General features: G+C 38.5%; 16 protein-coding genes. 2 read left to right on the top strand and 14 right to left on the bottom strand.

What is annotated here, in order from left to right; all coding sequences use genetic code 11:
- Position 1 precedes the first annotated feature (1 nt).
- From AOB46_RS17625 to ppk1, 10 genes are all read right to left on the bottom strand, one after another.
- Positions 2-3,154, bottom strand: a complete 3,153-nt coding sequence (locus AOB46_RS17625) for an efflux RND transporter permease subunit (RefSeq protein WP_062701815.1) — start codon at positions 3,152-3,154, stop codon at positions 2-4.
- A 12-nt stretch (positions 3,155-3,166) separates the two neighbouring features.
- Positions 3,167-4,552, bottom strand: coding sequence for a TolC family protein (locus AOB46_RS17620; RefSeq protein ID WP_062701813.1), 1,386 nt, complete (start codon positions 4,550-4,552; stop codon positions 3,167-3,169).
- Between the two features lie 73 nt (positions 4,553-4,625).
- The gene (locus AOB46_RS17615; protein ID WP_062701812.1) at positions 4,626-5,033 is read right to left on the bottom strand and encodes an HYC_CC_PP family protein; all 408 of its coding nucleotides are present in this window, start codon (positions 5,031-5,033) and stop codon (positions 4,626-4,628) included.
- 144 nt (positions 5,034-5,177) lie between these two features.
- Positions 5,178-5,561 (bottom strand): DUF3060 domain-containing protein, encoded by a 384-nt coding sequence (locus AOB46_RS17610; RefSeq protein ID WP_241489239.1) that lies wholly within the window; start codon positions 5,559-5,561, stop codon positions 5,178-5,180.
- A gap of 81 nt (positions 5,562-5,642) precedes the next feature.
- Entirely contained in the window at positions 5,643-6,479 is an 837-nt protein-coding gene (locus AOB46_RS17605) for an SIR2 family NAD-dependent protein deacylase (protein WP_062701810.1), read from the bottom strand.
- A gap of 164 nt (positions 6,480-6,643) precedes the next feature.
- The gene (locus AOB46_RS17600; protein WP_062701808.1) at positions 6,644-9,682 is read right to left on the bottom strand and encodes a choice-of-anchor I family protein; all 3,039 of its coding nucleotides are present in this window, start codon (positions 9,680-9,682) and stop codon (positions 6,644-6,646) included.
- A gap of 138 nt (positions 9,683-9,820) precedes the next feature.
- The gene (locus AOB46_RS23465; protein ID WP_157845080.1) at positions 9,821-9,973 is read right to left on the bottom strand and encodes a hypothetical protein; all 153 of its coding nucleotides are present in this window, start codon (positions 9,971-9,973) and stop codon (positions 9,821-9,823) included.
- Positions 9,970-10,623 carry an NAD-dependent epimerase/dehydratase family protein gene (locus AOB46_RS17595; protein ID WP_062701806.1) on the bottom strand — a complete coding sequence of 218 codons (654 nt, stop codon included), beginning with the start codon at positions 10,621-10,623 and terminating at the stop codon, positions 9,970-9,972. The genes AOB46_RS23465 and AOB46_RS17595 overlap by 4 nt, the downstream gene beginning before the upstream one ends.
- 319 nt (positions 10,624-10,942) lie before the next feature.
- The gene (locus AOB46_RS17590; RefSeq protein ID WP_062701804.1) at positions 10,943-11,827 is read right to left on the bottom strand and encodes an exopolyphosphatase; all 885 of its coding nucleotides are present in this window, start codon (positions 11,825-11,827) and stop codon (positions 10,943-10,945) included.
- A complete protein-coding gene (ppk1, locus tag AOB46_RS17585) occupies positions 11,824-13,896 on the bottom strand; it encodes a polyphosphate kinase 1 (protein WP_062701802.1) in 2,073 nt (690 codons plus the stop codon). The genes AOB46_RS17590 and ppk1 overlap by 4 nt, the downstream gene beginning before the upstream one ends.
- Before the next feature lie 173 nt (positions 13,897-14,069).
- Here ppk1 and AOB46_RS17580 point away from each other — a divergent pair, with 173 nt between their 5' ends.
- Positions 14,070-14,387: a hypothetical protein gene (locus AOB46_RS17580; RefSeq protein ID WP_062701800.1), complete on the top strand. Its 318-nt coding sequence runs from the start codon at positions 14,070-14,072 to the stop codon at positions 14,385-14,387.
- 150 nt (positions 14,388-14,537) lie between these two features.
- Positions 14,538-15,053 (top strand): hypothetical protein, encoded by a 516-nt coding sequence (locus AOB46_RS17575; RefSeq protein ID WP_131724412.1) that lies wholly within the window; start codon positions 14,538-14,540, stop codon positions 15,051-15,053.
- A 761-nt stretch (positions 15,054-15,814) separates the two neighbouring features.
- Here the strand turns inward: AOB46_RS17575 and AOB46_RS17570 are convergent.
- The 4 genes from AOB46_RS17570 to AOB46_RS17555 form a co-directional block, all read right to left on the bottom strand.
- Positions 15,815-16,231: a hypothetical protein gene (locus tag AOB46_RS17570; protein WP_062701796.1), complete on the bottom strand. Its 417-nt coding sequence runs from the start codon at positions 16,229-16,231 to the stop codon at positions 15,815-15,817.
- Between the two features lie 6 nt (positions 16,232-16,237).
- Entirely contained in the window at positions 16,238-17,227 is a 990-nt protein-coding gene (locus tag AOB46_RS17565) for an RHS repeat-associated core domain-containing protein (protein WP_062701794.1), read from the bottom strand.
- A gap of 199 nt (positions 17,228-17,426) precedes the next feature.
- Positions 17,427-17,804 (bottom strand): hypothetical protein, encoded by a 378-nt coding sequence (locus tag AOB46_RS17560; RefSeq protein WP_062701792.1) that lies wholly within the window; start codon positions 17,802-17,804, stop codon positions 17,427-17,429.
- A gap of 10 nt (positions 17,805-17,814) precedes the next feature.
- Positions 17,815-18,675: RHS repeat-associated core domain-containing protein (locus AOB46_RS17555; RefSeq protein ID WP_131724411.1), on the bottom strand; the 861-nt coding region annotated here is incomplete at its 5' end.

Here is an 18,675-nt window from a genome sequence, read left to right as displayed (position 1 = left end):
ATTAAGATTGGGAATTAGAATAATAAATACTTTCTTCATCTTCAGGATCCAGTGAAGGTGAAACAGTACCTGCTTTCTGCTGAATCCATCCGAAAACAAGCGGAAGAATAATCAGTACAGAAAATGTAGAGAAGATAAGTCCCCCTATTACGGCTCTGCCAAGTGGTGAAACCTGGTCTCCTCCTTCTCCGAAACCTATCGCCATCGGAAGCATTCCGGCAGCCATAGCGAGCGTGGTCATAATGATCGGACGGATACGAAGTCTGGCAGCCTCAATACCTGCTTCCGGGGCATTTCCTGTAGATTTCCGGAGGGTTTCCGCATTGCTGACCAGTAAAACAGCATTGGCAATAGAAACTCCCACAGACATAATAAGCCCCATATACGACTGTAAGTTCAGAGTAGATCCGGTAATTTTAAGCAGAGCAAGGGAACCGGCGATCACAAACGGAACCGTTGTAAGAATCACCAGTGATACACGGAAAGACTGGAATGTTGCCGCCAGCATAAGAAAAATGACGGCAGCGGCAATAAGCAGCCCGGAAGAAAGGCTGGACATCGTCTCATTCAGTACAGGAACCATTCCTGAAACCTCAATGTTAACTCCTTTCGGAAGCTCACCTAAAGCTTCAATGGCTTTCTTTACATCTTTTGACGCTTGTTCAAGGTCAGTTTTATGAATATTAGCAGTAACGGTTGTGTATCCCATTGTTCCCAGGTTATAGCTTTCGCCTGATTCTTTGGCGGAAGTAATGGAAGCTACATCTCCTAAAACAGGTCTGTCTGAATTTTTAGTCAGAGGAAGATTAGCCAGCTCCTCTTTACTGTTAAGAATATTCTGGGGAGTTTGCACCTGTACATCATAGGCAATGCCCATCATACCGCCAACCCAGAAGTTTTTATTGGTGTATCGCGTTGATGCCGTGGCAGTGACCAGTGATTTGGCAATATCCTGTGCATCCAGTCCGAGCTGTGCAGCACGAGTTCTGTCAATATTAATCTGCAGGGCAGGGTAATTCATCGACTGAGGAATCTGCTGGTCACGCATGTACTCAATCTCTTTCAGTTGAGCTAAAAGTTTTTCCGCATACATCCGGTTCATCTTTTTCATCATCCCCGAAATCCTGATCTCAATCGGGGTATTGGCTCCCTGACTCAATATTTTTTCGGTCAGCTCTATAGGTTCAAAAGAAATCTGCAGATCCGGCATTTTCTCTTTGTAATACCTGCGAAGTTCATCTTTGAGCTCATCAGAATTTCCGTTGAATTTCTTTAAGGCAACCTGCATTAAAGCTTCGTGAGGTCCTGCATTGTACAGGTAGATAGGACTTACTGCAAAAGTTGACGGATGCTGCCCTATAAACACCGAAGAAATCGCAATGTTGTCTTTGCCAACTTTATGCTTCAGGTGTTCCAGAAATTTTTTCACTTTAATTTCTGTGACTTCAATGCGGGTTCCTTCAGCCGCTTTTATACGAACCTGAAACTGACGCGAATTGACCGTTGGAAGTACATCTTTTCCTGTAATCTGATACAGTCCGGTTCCAATACCTGAAATAATAACAAGGCTCAGGCTCACAACTATCTTCCTCCTTTTCATAAGAGAGGATAAAAAAACCGCAAAACGATCCCGGAAACCGGTAAACCAGTTTTCCTGATGGTTTTCACAGTTCTTAGGGTCATGTTTCATCATCCAGTTAGCCATTACCGGAACAAAAGTCTGGGATAAAATAAAAGAAACGATCATCGAAAAACCGATAGCCATAGCCAAAGGCATAAACAGCGATCCCGGAATACCGCTCATCATCAGGGCTGGAGCAAATACCGCCAGGATACAGAGCATGATCAGCAGTTTGGGAAATGCAATCTCCCGGCAGGCATCCCATACAGCCTGTGCTCTGGTTTTACCCATGGCGAAATGCTGGTGTATATTTTCAATGGTTACCGTACTTTCATCCACAAGAATTCCTATAGCGAGAGCAAGACCGGATAAAGACATGATATTAATCGACTGCCCGAATAATTTTAAAAACAATACCCCTGAAATAATAGATATAGGGATCGTCATGATCACAATGAGGGCAGCCCGGCGGTCATTCAGAAAAAGCATTACCATAAGCCCGGTTAATAGTGCTCCCAGAATTCCTTCAACCGCTAAACTTTTCAGAGCGCTTGAAATATAAACAGACTGGTCAAACTCATAAGAGATCTTCACATCATCCGGCATATTCCGCTGGATCTTTGGAAGGGATTCCTTTAGTTTGTTAACAACTTCCATAGTTGATGCATTACTGGCTTTTGCGATATTGATATAGACAGAACGTTTTCCATCAATCAGAGCATAACCTGTTGCAACATCGGCTCCGTCTTTTACGGTGGCAACATCACGGATGTATACATTGTCTGCTGTTCCTTTAAAAAGTGGAATATCCCCCAACTCCTCTATTTTTTTTACCGTGTTATTGGTAGGGGTCAGATAATTGATGTCTCCAATGTATACATTCCCGGAAGGAGAAGTGATATTGTTCCTGCTTATGGCTTCCACAACCTGTTCCGGAGATAAGTTGTGGGCACGAAGCCTGTAAAGATCTACATTCACTTCTATAGTTCTGGGACTTCCACCGAATGGTGGCGCAGTGGTCAGCCCCGGAATAGCAATCAGGAAAGGACGTGCATTGAAATTGGCAATATCCTGCAGCTCATTATTGGTTTTGGTATTGCTCCGGAAAACCAGCTGCCCTACCGGTTGGGAAGAAGAGTCAAACCGGATAATGAATGGCGGCGGCGCTCCGGGCGGAAGAAACACCTGTGAACGGGTAGACAGTGCATTGATCTGTGCAATGGCTTCTCCCATATTGGTTCCTTCATAAAAATTAACTTTCATGAGGGTTAATCCCTGGGTATTTTTAGATTCTATACTTTTGATGCCGCTTGTAAATAACAGCATATTCACATACATTTTAGTGAAATATCCCTCCATCTGCTGCGGAGTATAGCCGTTGAAAGAATGGGCCACATACACTACAGGCAGGTTCATTTCCGGAAGAATATCTACTTTAACGTCTTTGGCTGCTTTAATTCCGAAGAACAGCAGGCCCAGTACCAATACCATAACAGATATCGGTCTGCGTAAGGCAAACTTTATAAGATTCATATCTGATTTTTGTTAGTGGATAATTGCTTTTGTAATGACTGAAATATCACCTGCTGAAGCTGCGATAAGAACAACGGCCTGCCATGAATTGTTCTGGGCAATCTCAAAATTGATTTCTGCACGGTTCAGAATATACAGGGCCTGGGTAAAATCTACAATAGTGGTTAACCCGTTTTCATATAAAGCTTTCTGCTGACGGAAGGCATCTGAGGCAGCTTCTACCTGTATTTTAGCCTCTGTAACTTTTGCCAGAGCGTTATGGTACTTTGTTTCGGCGAGACGCTGCTGGCTGGTCAGTTCCTGTTTCAGAAGCTGGTAGTCATAATCCAGAGCTTTGGTCATCAGTTTCTGCTCAGTGACTCTTGAAGAGTTTCTGTAAAAATCAGTAAGGTTCCAGCTGAGGTTGAATCCTACAATATAATTCATCCGGTCAACTCCTACACCCTTTAAATAGGATGTAGAAAAAACGGTATTATCCTGAACATAGTTGGATCCAAAACCGGAGCCGCGCCCCTGAAATGTTCCGAAAAGAGAAAGAGACGGCAGCCCCATCGTATTCAGGTAAGCTTCGTCATATCTGCTTTTATTGATTTTCTGATTAATGAACAGGATACTTGGGTGGTCCTGAACAGAAAAAGAATCTTCTTTCAGGGAAGGAATATTTTTGCTGAAATAATGATCCGGCTGATAATGGGTGAAATCTTCAGCCAGAAGGTCTGCCAGCTTTTTATTATATTCCAGCACATGATCATTGGCATTAATAATGCTGGTCTGGGCACTTGACATTTCCGCTTTTGCCAGGGAAGCATCCACTTCAGGAATCAGGCCGCTCTCAGCCCTCGCTTTTGCAATGGTATAGATGACTTCCGAACGCTTGTGGTTTTCATGCTGTACATTTTCGAGACGTTGACTGACAAGAAGGTTAAAATAAGCCGCAGCTGTTTTAATCTGATGCTGAAAGATCTCCTGCCGAAGATCTGATTTCTGAACCTCAATATCAGCCCTTTCCAGCTGTTCCTTCATTTTAAGTTTCCCGAAAGTATAAACGTTCCAGTTGATATTAGCCAGATACAGGCTTCCGAATGCAGAATTCCAGTTCTGCTCTGCAAGAGGCATTGAAGTGGAAGCAATTCCCGGTCCCCCTGCATTGTACATAGGTCCGTTTAAAGCGTTGATAGTTCCGAAATTTTGCTGAGCCATCAGCGTAACTTCCGGCAGATAATAGGTTTTTTGAAGTTTAAGCCTTTCATTGGAGGCCTGAATATGTACTTCTTTTTTCTGAATAGACTGATAATTTTTTTCAGCCCTGCGCAGGACCTCCTCTAAGCCCGTCTGCTGGGCAAAGGAAACAGCAGGGCAGCCCAGCCAGAGGATGAGTGCTCTAAATGATAAATTCATAAGATAGATTTAGAATGAAGATTGAAAAATAGTTTCCCGATAAGGGGATTGTATCATATGATTCAATCGTATTCTAAATTCTGTAAACGCAGTGAAGGATAAAAAGGGAAGGGTAGTTAAGATGGTATTTTGAAGGATCAAAATAAAAAGTGTGGTTTTCCGGATCAAGTGCAGAGATGTTATCGAAAACAGTTCCTAAGTTGTAGTACGGAATGGAAGCGGATAAAAACTTTACAGAAGCATTTTTATAAGAATGAGGAAGATTATCTTCTTTACAGATCTTTTTTACCTCCAGCTTGCAGCATCCGGTATGGTTTTTCTCTTTATTGGCACTGCATTTCGGGCAGTCCAGATCTGAAAGGTTTTTCAGCCCTACATGTATTTCACTGGAATTTCCTTTGCAGACATGTTTACTGGTGGTAAATCCTGAAGATACCACAATATAAAGGATAAGAAACAGTATGTGAAAAACTCTTTTCATTTCGCGGGATAAAATTAGTATGAATATTTCCCGCAGTGTTATAGAATTATGGAAGAAGTTTATATTTATAGGGAAAGAAATAGGATGTCAGCTCAGAATAATAAAGGCTCAGAGGATTAGTCCAAGCCTTATTTTTAATTATATTTATTTCTTAACCACTTTATTGCCTACTCCTGTGAGCGAAGCATCCGGTTTTCCTGATTTTGTTCCTGAAGTTTTATAATAAACGGTATTACCGCCTCCTTCCATCACCACTTTATCTACTTTATCGATGTATATGGTATTTCCTGTTCCGGAAACGGAGATCTTTCTGGCACTTCCTTTTACCGTTACGGTATTATCACCTCCTGCTATTTCTACAATTCCTCCGTTAAGCGTGTAGTTAAGCTTATGCCCGACACCTTCTACCTGGATTTTTTTATCATTGTCCGACTGTTCCACTCCTTTTGAAGATTCTGTTTTCCTGGACTGTGAAAAAGCGGTTCCTGTTCCTATCAGTAAGAAAGCCAGAACACCTAATGTTTTCATATTTTTCATTTTCATTTTGAATTTGGTACGGGTAAATATAAGGATTAAATGATGTTATCAATGTCAAGGAAAAGTTAAATTTTATACCGCCTGCGGGTTGATACTTTCAAGAATCTCTCTGATTGCTTTTAGAGTATCCGTAGATTTTTCCCGGATAATTAGCGCATTTTTCTTATTCCGGATCAGTTTTGTGAAATTATTGTCTTCGGTATTAATGTCTACAATAAAGGCTCCGTATCTCAGGGCTGTTTCAGCGATGGCGATCGGAAGGTTGGTTGCTCCGGAAGTTCCCACAATAAAGAGGATGGCACTGTTCTTTGCTTTTTTTAAAGCACTGAATCTTTTGTTGGTCTTTTCATCATAATATTCATCAAACCACAGGATGTTGGGGCGCATCCAGTGGCCGCATTCCGGGCAGGTCAGCAGTTCTTTATCCCTTTCTGTAAGGTCTTCATCAATATTTTTACCTTTGATTTCTTCGGGAAGATTCACAATCTTTTTACATCCGTTGGAACATTTGATCTCTCTGTTGTTGCCATGAATTTCATAAATTCTCTCACTTCCGGCACGGCGGTGAAGATTGTCAATATTCTGGGTAATCAGGTGAAACCTGTCCTGAAGTGTGTTCTCTATCGCAGCAAGCTCAAAATGACTTTCATTGGGCTCTACATTGTCAAACATCTTTTTTCTGAACAGCGAATACTGCAGTACTTCTTCAGGGTTTTGTCTGAAATACCTCATAGTACCAAATTCTTCAGGCTTATGAAACTGTGTTCCCTTTACCCAGATCCCGTCTGATCCGCGGTAGGTGGGAATGCCGCTTTCAGAAGAAATTCCCGCACCGGTCAGGAAGGTGAAAAGATTGCGCCTTTCTTTGTGATAGGATTGCTGAATGATACTCTCTAACTGTTCTTTCATGGAAATAATCAAAGCCTAAAACTAATGAATTTAGTAGTCATAAAAAAATCCCGGATTATTCCGGGAATTTTAGTGTATCTGGTGAGCTGTTATCTCAATTCAGGTTGGAAATAAGATGAGGATAAGAGGTAACAGTTCAATAGTAACTCCCATATTCCATTTAATTACTTCACAATAACTCTTTTAACATGTCCTTCTGAAGTTTTTACAAGATAAATTCCCGTAGAAAGCCTGGATGTTTCTATGGTCAGCGCATTTTTTTCACTGCTGATCATTTTTCCGGACATATCAAACAGTTCATAATCCTGTTTTCTGTTGAAATATAGTGTATTTCCTTTATTTACAGGGTTCGGGAAGATGTTGAATGTTGCCTTTTCTGTTTTAGTTTCTCCGGTTCCAAGAGTTGGAGAGACAGCTACTTCATACATGGATAAAGTTCCGCTGATTTCATTGGCAATAATGACATACCCTTTTCCGGTTGTTGTATTTTCAGGAGCAATATAGATGATACCTTCAGGACCGTTATCACCTCCGTAAGCAGAAGTCAGGCGGGAATGTTTATAATCCGTAAATACGGGACTGCCGGGGTTGGTGATATTATAGACCATTACTCCTCCGGTTCTTTCTAGCGTAATAAAAGCATAGGTCTGTCCGTTGATGGTTCCCAATGCTACCCCTTCCGGTTCAGGACCTTTGGCGCGGCTTCTGTTCTTGGTTCCGTTGGATTCATTATCTGCATTAAAGATTAATGGATGATTGGCTGCAATATACCTTTCAAACTGGTCCCCACTGTCATAAACCAATTGCCTGGTATCTGTATTGAAAATAGAGAAGGAACGTGCACCCAATGCTGCCATTTCTTCAAAATCCGAATCTCCGTCCGTATTTCCTGTTGCACCGGACACCCTGAATCTTCCTAAATTATGGGGCGCTTTTAATATTGATGCCTGAGGGAACAATACAGGATCCAACGTATAATTATTAGCTCCTACTGTTGTTCTTTCACTATATCCGGAAAGATCTTTCTCATCACCTTCATTGGCGGTTACAATATAATGAGTATTTCCAACTTTGTAATTCTGAATGGCATCAGGGACGTAATAGGCCTTCACAGGCCAGTTGGCGATTAGTACCTCTCCGTTATTATCGGAAGCATCAAAGCCATTCCCGGGAAGGCTCATATCTTTCTTACCCAATCCCCAGATTCCCGTGATGGTTTTTGTAGTAAGGTCAACTTCAGCCATGGCATTGTTTTCCTGAAGGGAAACCCAGGCTTTCTGACTGTCTGAGCTTACTGTTACATATTCCGGTTCCAGATCCTGGGATAGCGTGTTGTTGGTCCTTACTTTTCTGAGACCGGTTGCTGTTAAAGCTGCTGCCTGGGAATCAAAGCTATTAAAATTAAGTGTAGTTACATTACTTTGGGTAAGATTTCCGATACCTCCTGAAATGTCAATGATACTGATGGTTCCTTCCGGATCTACGGTGTAAGCGTCATTAGGTTCCCCTTCATTGGCTGTGATAACTTTCGTTCCGTCGGGAGTAAAGGTAATCATATCCGGGAGTGCGCCTACAGTAACCTGTTTCAGAAAATTTCCATTAATATCGAAGAAAACAACAGAGCCATTCTGCTGGGGATTGGTATTGGGGGAAGCAGCGGCAATGATCCCGTTTTTTACAGCAATGCTGGTAATACCGCCATAAGGCGCCATACTAACTGTTCTGATTACCGAAGGAGCAGTGGGTGTACTGAAATCAAGGATATCAAAAACATCCGTAATAGAACTGATGGTAAACAGTCTTTGGGTGGAAGGGTCATGAACAACAATTTCTGTAGAGCTGTTATTATTTCCTGAAGGATCAAAGCTTCCGATATAGTTCAGCTGGATCTGCCCGGAAGGAACCGGAGCCGGTTTGTCATTATCTACAATATACACCGTTGCAGACTGATCTCCTGAAATTACTACACCAGAAGGGCTTTCAAGACTTACTACAAAATATTCTGCCTGCTGTTCTTCAATAGTATCATCAATGATCGGTATATTAACGGTATAGCCTGTCATTCCCGGTGTAATATTGATGGTCTGGCTGGCTAGTGTAAAATCACTGTTGTCAGCCGTACTGAACGGAGCCGGTTTTACCACAAGGTTCACAGATGCTGCTGAAGGATTGGCTATATTGATTTTGAAAGCAAGATTTCCTGCATTTTCATTAACTTTTACAAAGTTTTTATCCAAAGAAACAGTGGTTCCTGCTGTTGTAAATGTGCTGGAGGTGGATGCTGTAACAGCATTATCACTGAAATCCTCTACAGTATCAGGTTTAAGGGCCAGATAGTATGTTTGCCCCGGTATAAGGCCGGATGAAGGGATAATGGTAATGGTGTTATTACTGAAAGCTGTTGTAAAGGGAACAGGTGTACCTGAAGCATTTCCAAGGCGGAATTCTATCAGGTTTTGTGCATTAGAATCGTTGATCGCAGAATTATCTTTCAGCCTTATGTTTTCGTTGAAAGATAGGGTTGGGGTAACCGTTGTTGAAGCGTTATTGGTATTATTGGCGGGAAGATAGGCAACAGTTGGCGCGGTAGTGTCAATCCCTCCGGCCGGTGCAGCATCTACGGTGAAATTGTCAAAGCGGTTATTTCCTCCTGTTCCGCCTCCTGTGGCGGAGAATTCTGCTCTTAATTTAAAGTTCGGATTATCAGAAACTCCTGAAACTGCAGAAAAATCAAAAGTAACCAACTGTGGATTGGCATCCTGAGGGCTGACATTCTGATAGGGGATAAAATTAGTTCCGTCTGTGGAATAAGACCATATCTGTGTTCCGGCTCCCTGTCCGGATCTTCTGGTTGTAAATTTTATAACTACATTGCTGTATCCTGTTGTAGGAAGATTAAACTGTAATGCTCCTCCAATCGGGTTGTTGAATCTCAAGTGGGTTCCTGAAGGATCTCCGTTTCTGGCATTCAGGTTTTCGATATTGAAGTTCTGTCCGGTTCCGTTGGCAAAGTCTATCACACTGGTTCCTCCGGCAATAGCAGTAAGAGATCCGCCTGTTAGAGACGAAGACGGTGTGGTGACGGATATTTCGGATGTATTGTTATTAAAGTTCCAGTAATGAATAAGTGTCTGTCCTGAAAGCCCGCTCTGTAGGAAGAATGCGGCAATAACAGACCCTTTTAAGAGGTAGTTGTTGATCATTTTTTACTTACTTTAGATGTATGCAAAAATGAACTTTATACGCCGCAGTTGTTTTAAGGGAACTTTAAGAAATGTTTAATAAATGGTTTCCTTAAATACAAAAAATGAAATCATGGTTTTGCTTTCCTGATTCCTGGTTTATTTAGTTTGTTTTCCGGAGAAATTAAAAGTTTTCTGTGCTGGTGTTTTGCCCTCCAAAGGGTGTTTCTGCATATAGAAGAATCCTGAAACTGCGGTGAGTACCAAGAGTACAAAAATAACCAGAACTATTCTTTTTAACATTTCTCTCATATTGCTAAATTTTTAATGTCCCTAATTTCCAAAGCTGATGTAGGATAGCCTCTGTGTACGGCATTAATCATTGCTCTACCTACTTCGTGTAAAGTTAATGATTTTGATGGTAAAAAAATAGGAAAAAACCAAATAAAAGGCTTAAAAAACCATTTTATGTTAATTTGTCCTTCAACAGGCTTCATAAAACCGGGACGAAAATTGAATTCATTCCTGAAGCCAAGCTTCCTTAATGCATTTTCTGTTCTGCCTTTTACCCTTGCCCACATGATTTTTCCGCTTTCGGTTTTATCAGTACCTGCACCTGAGACATAGTTAAAAACCATGTCAGGATTCTGATTCAGTACAGCCTGAGCAAAATGAAGGGTGGTGTCATATGTAATTTTGGTATACTCTTCTTCATTCATCCCTACACTGCTGATTCCCGCACAGAAAAAACAGGCATCATAACCTTTCAGGGTTTCATCATGAAGACCAATAGTCTGAAAGTCCGGAATGATATATTCTTTAAGCTTTGAATGCTTTTTACCGGAGGGTTTTCTGCTTACGCTTAAAATTTCGGAAACATGAGGATTTTCAAGACATTCCATTAAAACGCCTTCGCCTACCATTCCTGTAGCCCCTGTGATAATTATTTTGATCGGATTCATTGTTAGCTGTTGATATTATGTTGACGTTTTACAATCTGATTTTACTTTAAAGAACATCAAAAATTATACTGTTTTGAATGTTTTTCACTGAATATGGTTGTTTTGTAGTATCAAAGCCTGAAATTCCTGATGAGAATTGTTTTAATTATCAGTTCTATTGAATAAGTTCTGTAAAGTAGAAGATTAACCAGCATTTTTCTTTCACAGATTCTGCGGACGTTTGTGGGGGAGGGTTTGTATGATTATGTGATTTTTTTGATAAGAAAGATAAAAACCAGCCGGAAAAGGCTGGTTTTCAATATGATTTTATTGACGGGATTTATTTTTTATCGTGCAGTTTGCTGTAGATATTGTGAATAAGTCCGTCTGCTACTGAAATTTTAGGAACAAATATCCTGCTGATGTCAGCCCATGACATAACATTGTTGAAGATCCTTAAAGCATGAACAAGAACGTCCGCACGGTCTTCTCTGAGGTTGTACTTTGTCATTCTTTCATCCACAGAAAGTTCATTGAACTCTTTATAGGTTTTTTTAAGGTGGGAGAGAGACATTGGTTTCCCGTCTTTGGTTTTGCTCATGGAGAAAACTTTATTGATATTTCCTCCGGAACCGATGGCAACAATTGGCTTTTTACTGGTAATGTTTTCCTTGATGGCCTCTTTCATTTCTTTCCAGTTATCATCAGTAACCAGGTTGTTGAGAAGGCGGATGGTTCCGATATTAAAAGATCTTTCATAGATCATTTTACCGTTTTCATAAAAGGTAAGCTCTGTAGACCCCCCTCCAACATCAATATAAAGATAGGCAAATTCTTTGTCAAGACCTTCTGCTACATGGTTTTCATACACCAGGGTAGCCTCTTCATCTCCGGAAATAATTTCTATGTTGATGCCTGAAGTTTCTCTAACCTGCCTGATGATTTCGTTGCCGTTGGCAGCATCACGCATGGCGCTGGTAGCACATGCCCTGTAATGGTCTACTTTATAAATTTTCATCAGGTCACTGAAGATTTTCATAGAATCGATGACCATTTTTTCTCTTTCACTTCCGATTTTTCCAAGGGTGAAAACATCCATTCCCAGTCTCAGGGGAATTCTCAGAAGGTTTAATTTAATAAATTCAGGTTTTTTATTGTTGATCTTTACTTCATTGATCAAAAGTCTTGCGGCGTTACTTCCTATGTCTATCGCGGCGATCTTCATTTTTTGCTTGTTTTAGCTTTTAAATATTTATAGGTTTCTATTTGAGAACGGCATTCTTTCTTATCATTCCTTACATATTCGTTGCTCAATTTTTTGTCTAAAATACGAGCTTTTACGTTATCTCTCAACTGAATGTCCAGAATATCTTTTAATTCTTTCTTCAGGGCTTTGTCTGTGATCTTTGCTGCGGCTTCTATTCTGTAGTCGAGGTTTCGGGTCATCCAGTCAGCAGAAGAAATGTAGATATCTTCGGCTCCTTTATTATAGAAATACATCACTCTGGCATGTTCCAGGTATTCGTCTACGATGCTGATGGCTTTAATTTTTTCTTTAAAATCCTTTTGATTAACAGCACAATAGATTCCTCTTACGATCATTCTGATTACAACGCCTGCTTTTGCGGCATCGTAGAGTTTTTCAATTAAAAGACGGTCGCTTACCGAATTGGCTTTAACGATAATTTCGGAACGTCTTCCGGCTTTGGCTTCTTCAATCTCTTTGTCGATATGATGAATGATCTTTTCCCGCATGAATTGTGGGCAGACAAGTAGGTTTTTACAGGTTTTCAAAACAGGGAGATAATCTTCCTTTGGTTTTTTGAGAACATTGAAAACTTTGTTAATATCTGCCATGATACCACGATCAGAAGTCATTAGTAAATGGTCTCCATAAATTCTGGCGGTTTTTTCGTTGAAGTTTCCGGTGCTTACAAAGCCATACTGGATGGTTTTGTTGTGGGCTCTTTTCTTGATGACACAAAGCTTGGCGTGTACTTTTTTATTGGGAAGTCCTATCAGAACGGTGATCCCTTCCGGTTCCAGCATATTTTTCCATTCCAGGTTAGATTCTTCATCGAACCTTGCCTGAAGTTCCAGCATTACCGTTACTTCTTTGCCATTTCTTGCAGCGTAGATCAGGGCATTGATGATTTTGGAGCTGCTTGCCATACGGTAAGCGGTAATTTGTATAGACTTTACGTCAGGGTCCATGGCTGCCTCACGGAGAAGATCAATTACAGGGTTATACTTATGGTAGGGAAAGGTAAGAAGTACGTCCTGTTTTAGAATAACGTCTGTAACTCTTTCGCCATGTTCAAAAGCCTGATGAGTGAATGAGGTTCTTTCTTCCGGTTTTTCGTATTTTTCAAAAACCTCAGGAAAATCCATGAAATGTTTGAAATTGTGAATTTTTCCTCCCGGAATGATACTGTCTTTTTTGGTGAGGTTCAGCTTCCGGATCAGAAGTTCCAGTAAAGCTTTGTCCATATCTTTATCAAAAACAAATCGGGTAGGCTTTCCTTTTCGTCTGTTTTTCAGACCTTTTTCTATTTTTTCGGCAAAATTGGTACGGATGTCATTATCCAGGTCCAGTTCGGCATCTTTTGTCACTTTAAAAGCGTTGGCTGCAAACTCATCATACCCGAAATAGGAGAAAATATGCGGGAGGTTGAAGGTAATAACATCTTCAAGCAGCATAACGTTTTTTTCTTCCGGATCTTCTGTGGGTAACAGCACAAACCTTCCCACAAAACGGGAAGGAATTTCAATAATGGCATAATTACTGGAATACTGCCAGTCCTTTTTTCTCATGGCAACGCCCAGATAGAGGCTTTTATCTCTTAAATAAGGCATTGGGGTGTTTTCATGAAGAAGAATCGGAATAACATTAGATTCCACAACTTCATCAAAGTAAGTTCTGACAAATTCTTTTTGTTTTGCTGTCAGGTTTTTGGCATTTTTGATATATACTTTGTGCTCAGCCATTTCATTCTGGATATTTTTCCAGGTCTTGTCAAAATTCTGCTGCTGACGGATTACGATATCGTTGATTCTCTGCAAAATTTTGGATGGCGGCTGGTAAAATGATTCGGCAATTACTTTTTCCTTGAAATCCATGGCCCGTTTTAATCCGGCAACACGTACTCTGAAGAATTCATCCAGATTATTGGAAAAAATTCCGAGAAAACGTATTCTTAAATGTAAAGGGACCTTTTCGTCCATGGCCTCCTGTAAAACCCTTTCATTAAAGGCAAGCCATGTAATATCTCGTGGATTAAAGTGTACTGACATTCTGAATGTGTATATTTTATCAAAAATAATAAATCGTTAAGTTTCAATCCCTATGTATTAGATTAAACTTTGGTTAATTTTTAGGGAATAGTGAATTAATTCAGTCGGGATGTTGTAATTGTATTGATAATCAGAGGTTTTTTGTATATTTAATATGAATAAAATCCTTTCACATGACAGAGAATATTTTACGGAATATCATGTTGATGATTATGATCTGCAGCAGCTGTACAGCAGGAGGGCAACGGAAAACCCTTTTATGCAATGACAGTTCTACTTATAAGCTGATAGAGACTTCTGCTGTTTATCACCTGATCGCAATAGAAGGAAAATCTTACTGGCTCAATTCCAGATCAGGCACAGCTTGGGTAAAGTCTCTGGAAAAAGGATTGAAATTTTACAAAAACAGCCGGGTGGTTGAATTGAATAAAAATCGGGCAAAGATGCATTGGAAGGAGTTTACTGTATCAATAATGAAAAAGCAGAAATGAGATGGAAGCTGAAACATATACAGGCCGGAAAGTTTCTGTCCCGGGAAAAGTTATCTATAAAGAATGATACTATAATAGGGGAGGTTCTTCCTTCTCCCCAGACAAAGGGCTACACCAAAACATATGTTAAATCTAAAGTCTATTAATATTATGATAAAACAGAAAATTGTCATTGTGTTTCTTGCCTTCTTTTCTCTTTTTTCCTGTCAGTCGTCGGAACGTATTCATAATAAGTTTTTAAAAAAGGCGGAAAGCTTCAGAACCACAAATTTTCCAGGAATCTATTTTGATAAGCTGTATATCATGGAAGGGACTTATATAACAAAAGGCAAATTTAATATTATCCCTCCCAAGCTTGAAATAAGCCGGGGTTCAGATACTAAGCATTATGATGATTACCTTGTTTTTAATAGCAATGGAACGGTGGAAAAATTTTATGCAGAGAATGCCCTGAAAGCCAAACAGCTGTTGGTAAGGCGGACTGGTTCAGCTATTTATGGAGTATTGTATCTACAGCGATCGCGGCTTATTATTGAAGTTATACAGGCTTTCAAAATGGGTGGGGGATACGGAAGCTATAAACAGGAAGTGAAAATTGAAGGTGATAAGATATTGGTTCAGGATGGAGAGCAATGCTCTGTTTATCTGCTTGGTGAGAACCTTTAGCTGGTTTGGTTTTTGACTGTTGGAAATATCTAGGATATTCTTCGTGATAATAGACTGCTTTTGGCATAGCTCACCCTTGCATTGCCCAGGTGATCTCTGTACTGGTAAATATAGCGGTTTTCTTAACCTGCACATAAAAACCACTACTGATTCAGTGGTTTTTACGTTTATTAGCTCAAAGTCAGTACTTTGCGCAGTGTGGTTATTCTTGACAGTCTTCCAATTTACTATTAAAGCCTAGTAATTGTTTTATTTCACGTGTCTTGTCTCCCATACAAATAAAATAAATTTTCCCATTCTTATCAAATCTGATCCCTAAATGAGGGGGAGAATCATATATTACATTTTTATTAAAGGGTTTTAAATTAAAAGTTTTAGATGGTTTAGTATTTTTAAAATATTTATATAGAAGGGCTTTATTCTCAATATTATCCGTAATTGTTACAACTTTGTATCGATTGAAGTCGCTATTAAAATTGCAGATGCTTTGCAGGTTTCTTTGGATTATCTCGTAGGAAAAACTTCTTTGGAAGTTGACAGCAATACTTTAAAACGTATTGAGGAGATTGGTAATTTATCAAAATCTGCTAAAGAACAAATCTATTTGGTTATTGATGCTTTAATAAGAGATTTTAAAGCCAAGCAAGCTTATTCGTAGAAAATTACACTCTATAAAACACAAAAAACCTCGCATTTTGCGAGGTTTTTTTATTATCTGCCACACGATATAATCGTACGGTAGCAGGGTGCTTATCACTTACTTAGTATTTTGCGACTTTTTTGAATAGTTTCTCATTTATATATTGCCAAGGCAAAAAAGATATTATTAAAAATATTCCTAGAAGAATAATATTTTTTAAATACTTAGGATTTTCAACCTTATATATAAATTCATCATTATTCTTATTATACAAAACCTTTATATTATTACCAATCGGATAATTAACGCATTCATTATAAGGAATCCCAATACTATATATTTTTTCATTAAAATTAATCCATACAGTAGATTTCATTCTTGGTGCTGCGTGACAATTTTGCTTTATGATTTTTGTAATAAAAATATTGTCTGTATTTATTGTATCATTATATTCTATAAATTGTTTTATAGTAAATAATAATCCTAAAACGATTATAACTATAATTAGTACTTGATTTTTATAATACTTCTTTATCATTACTATTTATTGATTAGAAATTCCTTTTTCAGATATTACTTCACCTATTGTTAATTTCCCTTCTTTTTTAGGTTCTTCTTCTTTTTTAAACAACTGATCTGTTAATCCATTTACACCTGTTTTTTTGAAAACATCGTTTACTGTTTTAACACCTGTATAGGCAGAAGTATAATTAATAACATTATTTTCTGCTACCTGAAGTTTGGCTTCTAATTTTTTTATTGTTTTCTTTCTTGTAACGTTTCCTAATTTTGATTTAATTTTTGCTGCTTTATTAGCATTAACATTCATTTTATGTAATAATTTTTTTTCTAATTTATCAACATATTTTAATGGTATCAATTTACCTACACCTGCTTCAATCAATCCTCCTGTTAATGATTTCCAAACATCAAATTTGCCTTCATCTAATTGATCTGATAATACGCCTCCGACCGTATTCACAAGAACATCAACACCATAATCAATCATATTTACAAAAATTCTTTTTCCTACTTTACTTGTGATTGTAGTTTTAAATGAATCTATTCCTCCAGTAAGCGCTCCTGTTACTCCAGAGATCCCCAAAGACCAATAATTAATATCTTTAACCATAGAATCTTTAAAGGACATGTTATCAAAGAAATAATGTCCTGCAACTTGTCCAATATAATCAGCTAAGATACCTATTACAGCACCTGTAGGCCCGGGAAATTCTCCATCATTATCAACAAACCCAATCGGATCATTAAATGTAAAAGTGTACGGTGAAAATTCTGGTACGTGTTCCGAAGCTCTATCCAGCACACCCCATCTACCCAAATCCGGCATATACATTCTAGCTCCGTAATCATACATTCCTGTCTCTTGCAGCTCCTTGCCATTGTATTTATAACTAAGATAACTTCCTAATTTCCCTTTGGAGATCTGCCCGTCAATATGGTTCAGACCAAAAGGATAGTAGTTGTTTACATCCGTTATTTCAGGAAAGCCTGCGCTGCTTTTGGCATAGCTCACTCTGGCATTTTCAAGTGGTCTCTGTATTAGTAAATATAGCGGTTTTCTTAAATCTGTATTTAAAAACCACTACAGATGCAGTGGTTTTTATGTTTATTGGCACAAAGTCAGGAGAATTTACAACTTTGACTACTTATTTATCTTACTCCGAAGTTTCAAACTTTGGAGAGCGGGAAAATATAACATTTTATATTGATAATTACTTTGAAAAAGAATTACAATTATTAATAACTTTAGTTAACTCTCCTTTTTCTTTTATTTTTATTTTATTAATTGTAAACTCATTAAACCCAATCATTACATATTTAGAACCAGATTTAATTCTAACTTCTTCTTTAATACTATCAGCAATTATATATTTTTTAAATGGTTTGCAGGACTTTATTTTATCTTTTTCAGCAATAATTATTTGTTTCTTCAAATTATTTTGTACTCCAAAAACATAGAAATCTGCAGTAGTATCTATTGAATAAATTTCAAGTTTTTCAACATTATAAATTGATGTTTTTTTGTTACTTACACAACTAATAAATGTACAGACATTTAACATCAAAATTATATTAAATAAATATTTCATATATATTAACTTAATTAGTTTCTAGCATAAATAAATCTTTAGTCTTATTTGTTTCAGGATTTTTATGATAATATATATTATACCCTAGCTTTCTAATACCTTCATCTTTATATATATTCTCATCGGAAGCTGCTTCTGGATACTTCATAACCTTATCATGTGCTATTTTATATGCATCTTGCCCCTCCTTAGTAAGATAATTATGAACACCATTACCTACTTGCATCGCTTCATAAGACTCTAATATCTCATGCAAAACTAATGCTGAAACCTTTTTTCCTCCATTTCCTTCTATCTTACTTGCTTGATCTGTATTAATAACTAGATCCCCTATGATTTTATCGCCTTCTTTATGAGATCCTAAATATCCCCCCACTATAATTAAACCATCATCTCCAACTTTATAAGAAGAGGTTGCATCCAATTTTACAGTTTTTTCCGGATCTTTAATTGCATCTAATAATCTTTGATCGGCTTCTGTTTTCACCGTTCCTGAAGCTTCTAATTTGCCATCACTCCCTTTATTAAGCACCAAATTGGTTGATGCTTTCAGATGTTTAAAAGCCTCTTCTGCTCTATCACCCGTAATAATCACGTCCTTATTCTGTCTTCCATCGGGATCAATAAATCTAATCGGATGATTGTAAGCGTAATTATAAGTAGACCACCTTCGGGATGTTTCTGCCAACGGATCTACCACTCCCCATCTTCCTAAGTCAGGCATATAGAATCTTACACCGTAGTTATACATTCCTGTCTCCTGAAGCTCTTTCCCGTTGTACTTATAACTAAGATAACTTCCTAATTTCCCTTTGGAGATCTGTCCGTCAATATGGTTCAGGCCAAAAGGATAATAGTTGTTCACATCGGT

Origin of the sequence: Chryseobacterium indologenes, assembly GCF_001295265.1 — a bacterium.
GTDB classification, from domain to species: Bacteria; Bacteroidota; Bacteroidia; order Flavobacteriales; family Weeksellaceae; genus Chryseobacterium; species Chryseobacterium indologenes_A.
Note: the sequence above shows the minus strand (reverse complement) of the source record. Positions and strands in the feature narration are given on the sequence as shown.

Coding starts and splice junctions, on each gene's coding strand:
- AOB46_RS17560 (WP_062701792.1), bottom strand. CDS start 17,804: ATGAAATATTTATTTAATATAATTTTGATGTTAAATGTCTGTACATTT.
- AOB46_RS17595 (WP_062701806.1), bottom strand. CDS start 10,623: ATGAATCCGATCAAAATAATTATCACAGGGGCTACAGGAATGGTAGGC.
- AOB46_RS17590 (WP_062701804.1), bottom strand. CDS start 11,827: ATGAAGATCGCCGCGATAGACATAGGAAGTAACGCCGCAAGACTTTTG.
- AOB46_RS17580 (WP_062701800.1), top strand. CDS start 14,070: ATGACAGAGAATATTTTACGGAATATCATGTTGATGATTATGATCTGC.
- AOB46_RS17615 (WP_062701812.1), bottom strand. CDS start 5,033: ATGAAAAGAGTTTTTCACATACTGTTTCTTATCCTTTATATTGTGGTA.
- AOB46_RS17600 (WP_062701808.1), bottom strand. CDS start 9,682: ATGATCAACAACTACCTCTTAAAAGGGTCTGTTATTGCCGCATTCTTC.
- AOB46_RS17620 (WP_062701813.1), bottom strand. CDS start 4,552: ATGAATTTATCATTTAGAGCACTCATCCTCTGGCTGGGCTGCCCTGCT.
- AOB46_RS17605 (WP_062701810.1), bottom strand. CDS start 6,479: ATGAAAGAACAGTTAGAGAGTATCATTCAGCAATCCTATCACAAAGAA.
- AOB46_RS17570 (WP_062701796.1), bottom strand. CDS start 16,231: ATGATAAAGAAGTATTATAAAAATCAAGTACTAATTATAGTTATAATC.
- AOB46_RS17610 (WP_241489239.1), bottom strand. CDS start 5,561: ATGAAAACATTAGGTGTTCTGGCTTTCTTACTGATAGGAACAGGAACC.
- ppk1 (WP_062701802.1), bottom strand. CDS start 13,896: ATGTCAGTACACTTTAATCCACGAGATATTACATGGCTTGCCTTTAAT.
- AOB46_RS17625 (WP_062701815.1), bottom strand. CDS start 3,154: ATGAATCTTATAAAGTTTGCCTTACGCAGACCGATATCTGTTATGGTA.
- AOB46_RS23465 (WP_157845080.1), bottom strand. CDS start 9,973: ATGAGAGAAATGTTAAAAAGAATAGTTCTGGTTATTTTTGTACTCTTG.
- AOB46_RS17575 (WP_131724412.1), top strand. CDS start 14,538: ATGATAAAACAGAAAATTGTCATTGTGTTTCTTGCCTTCTTTTCTCTT.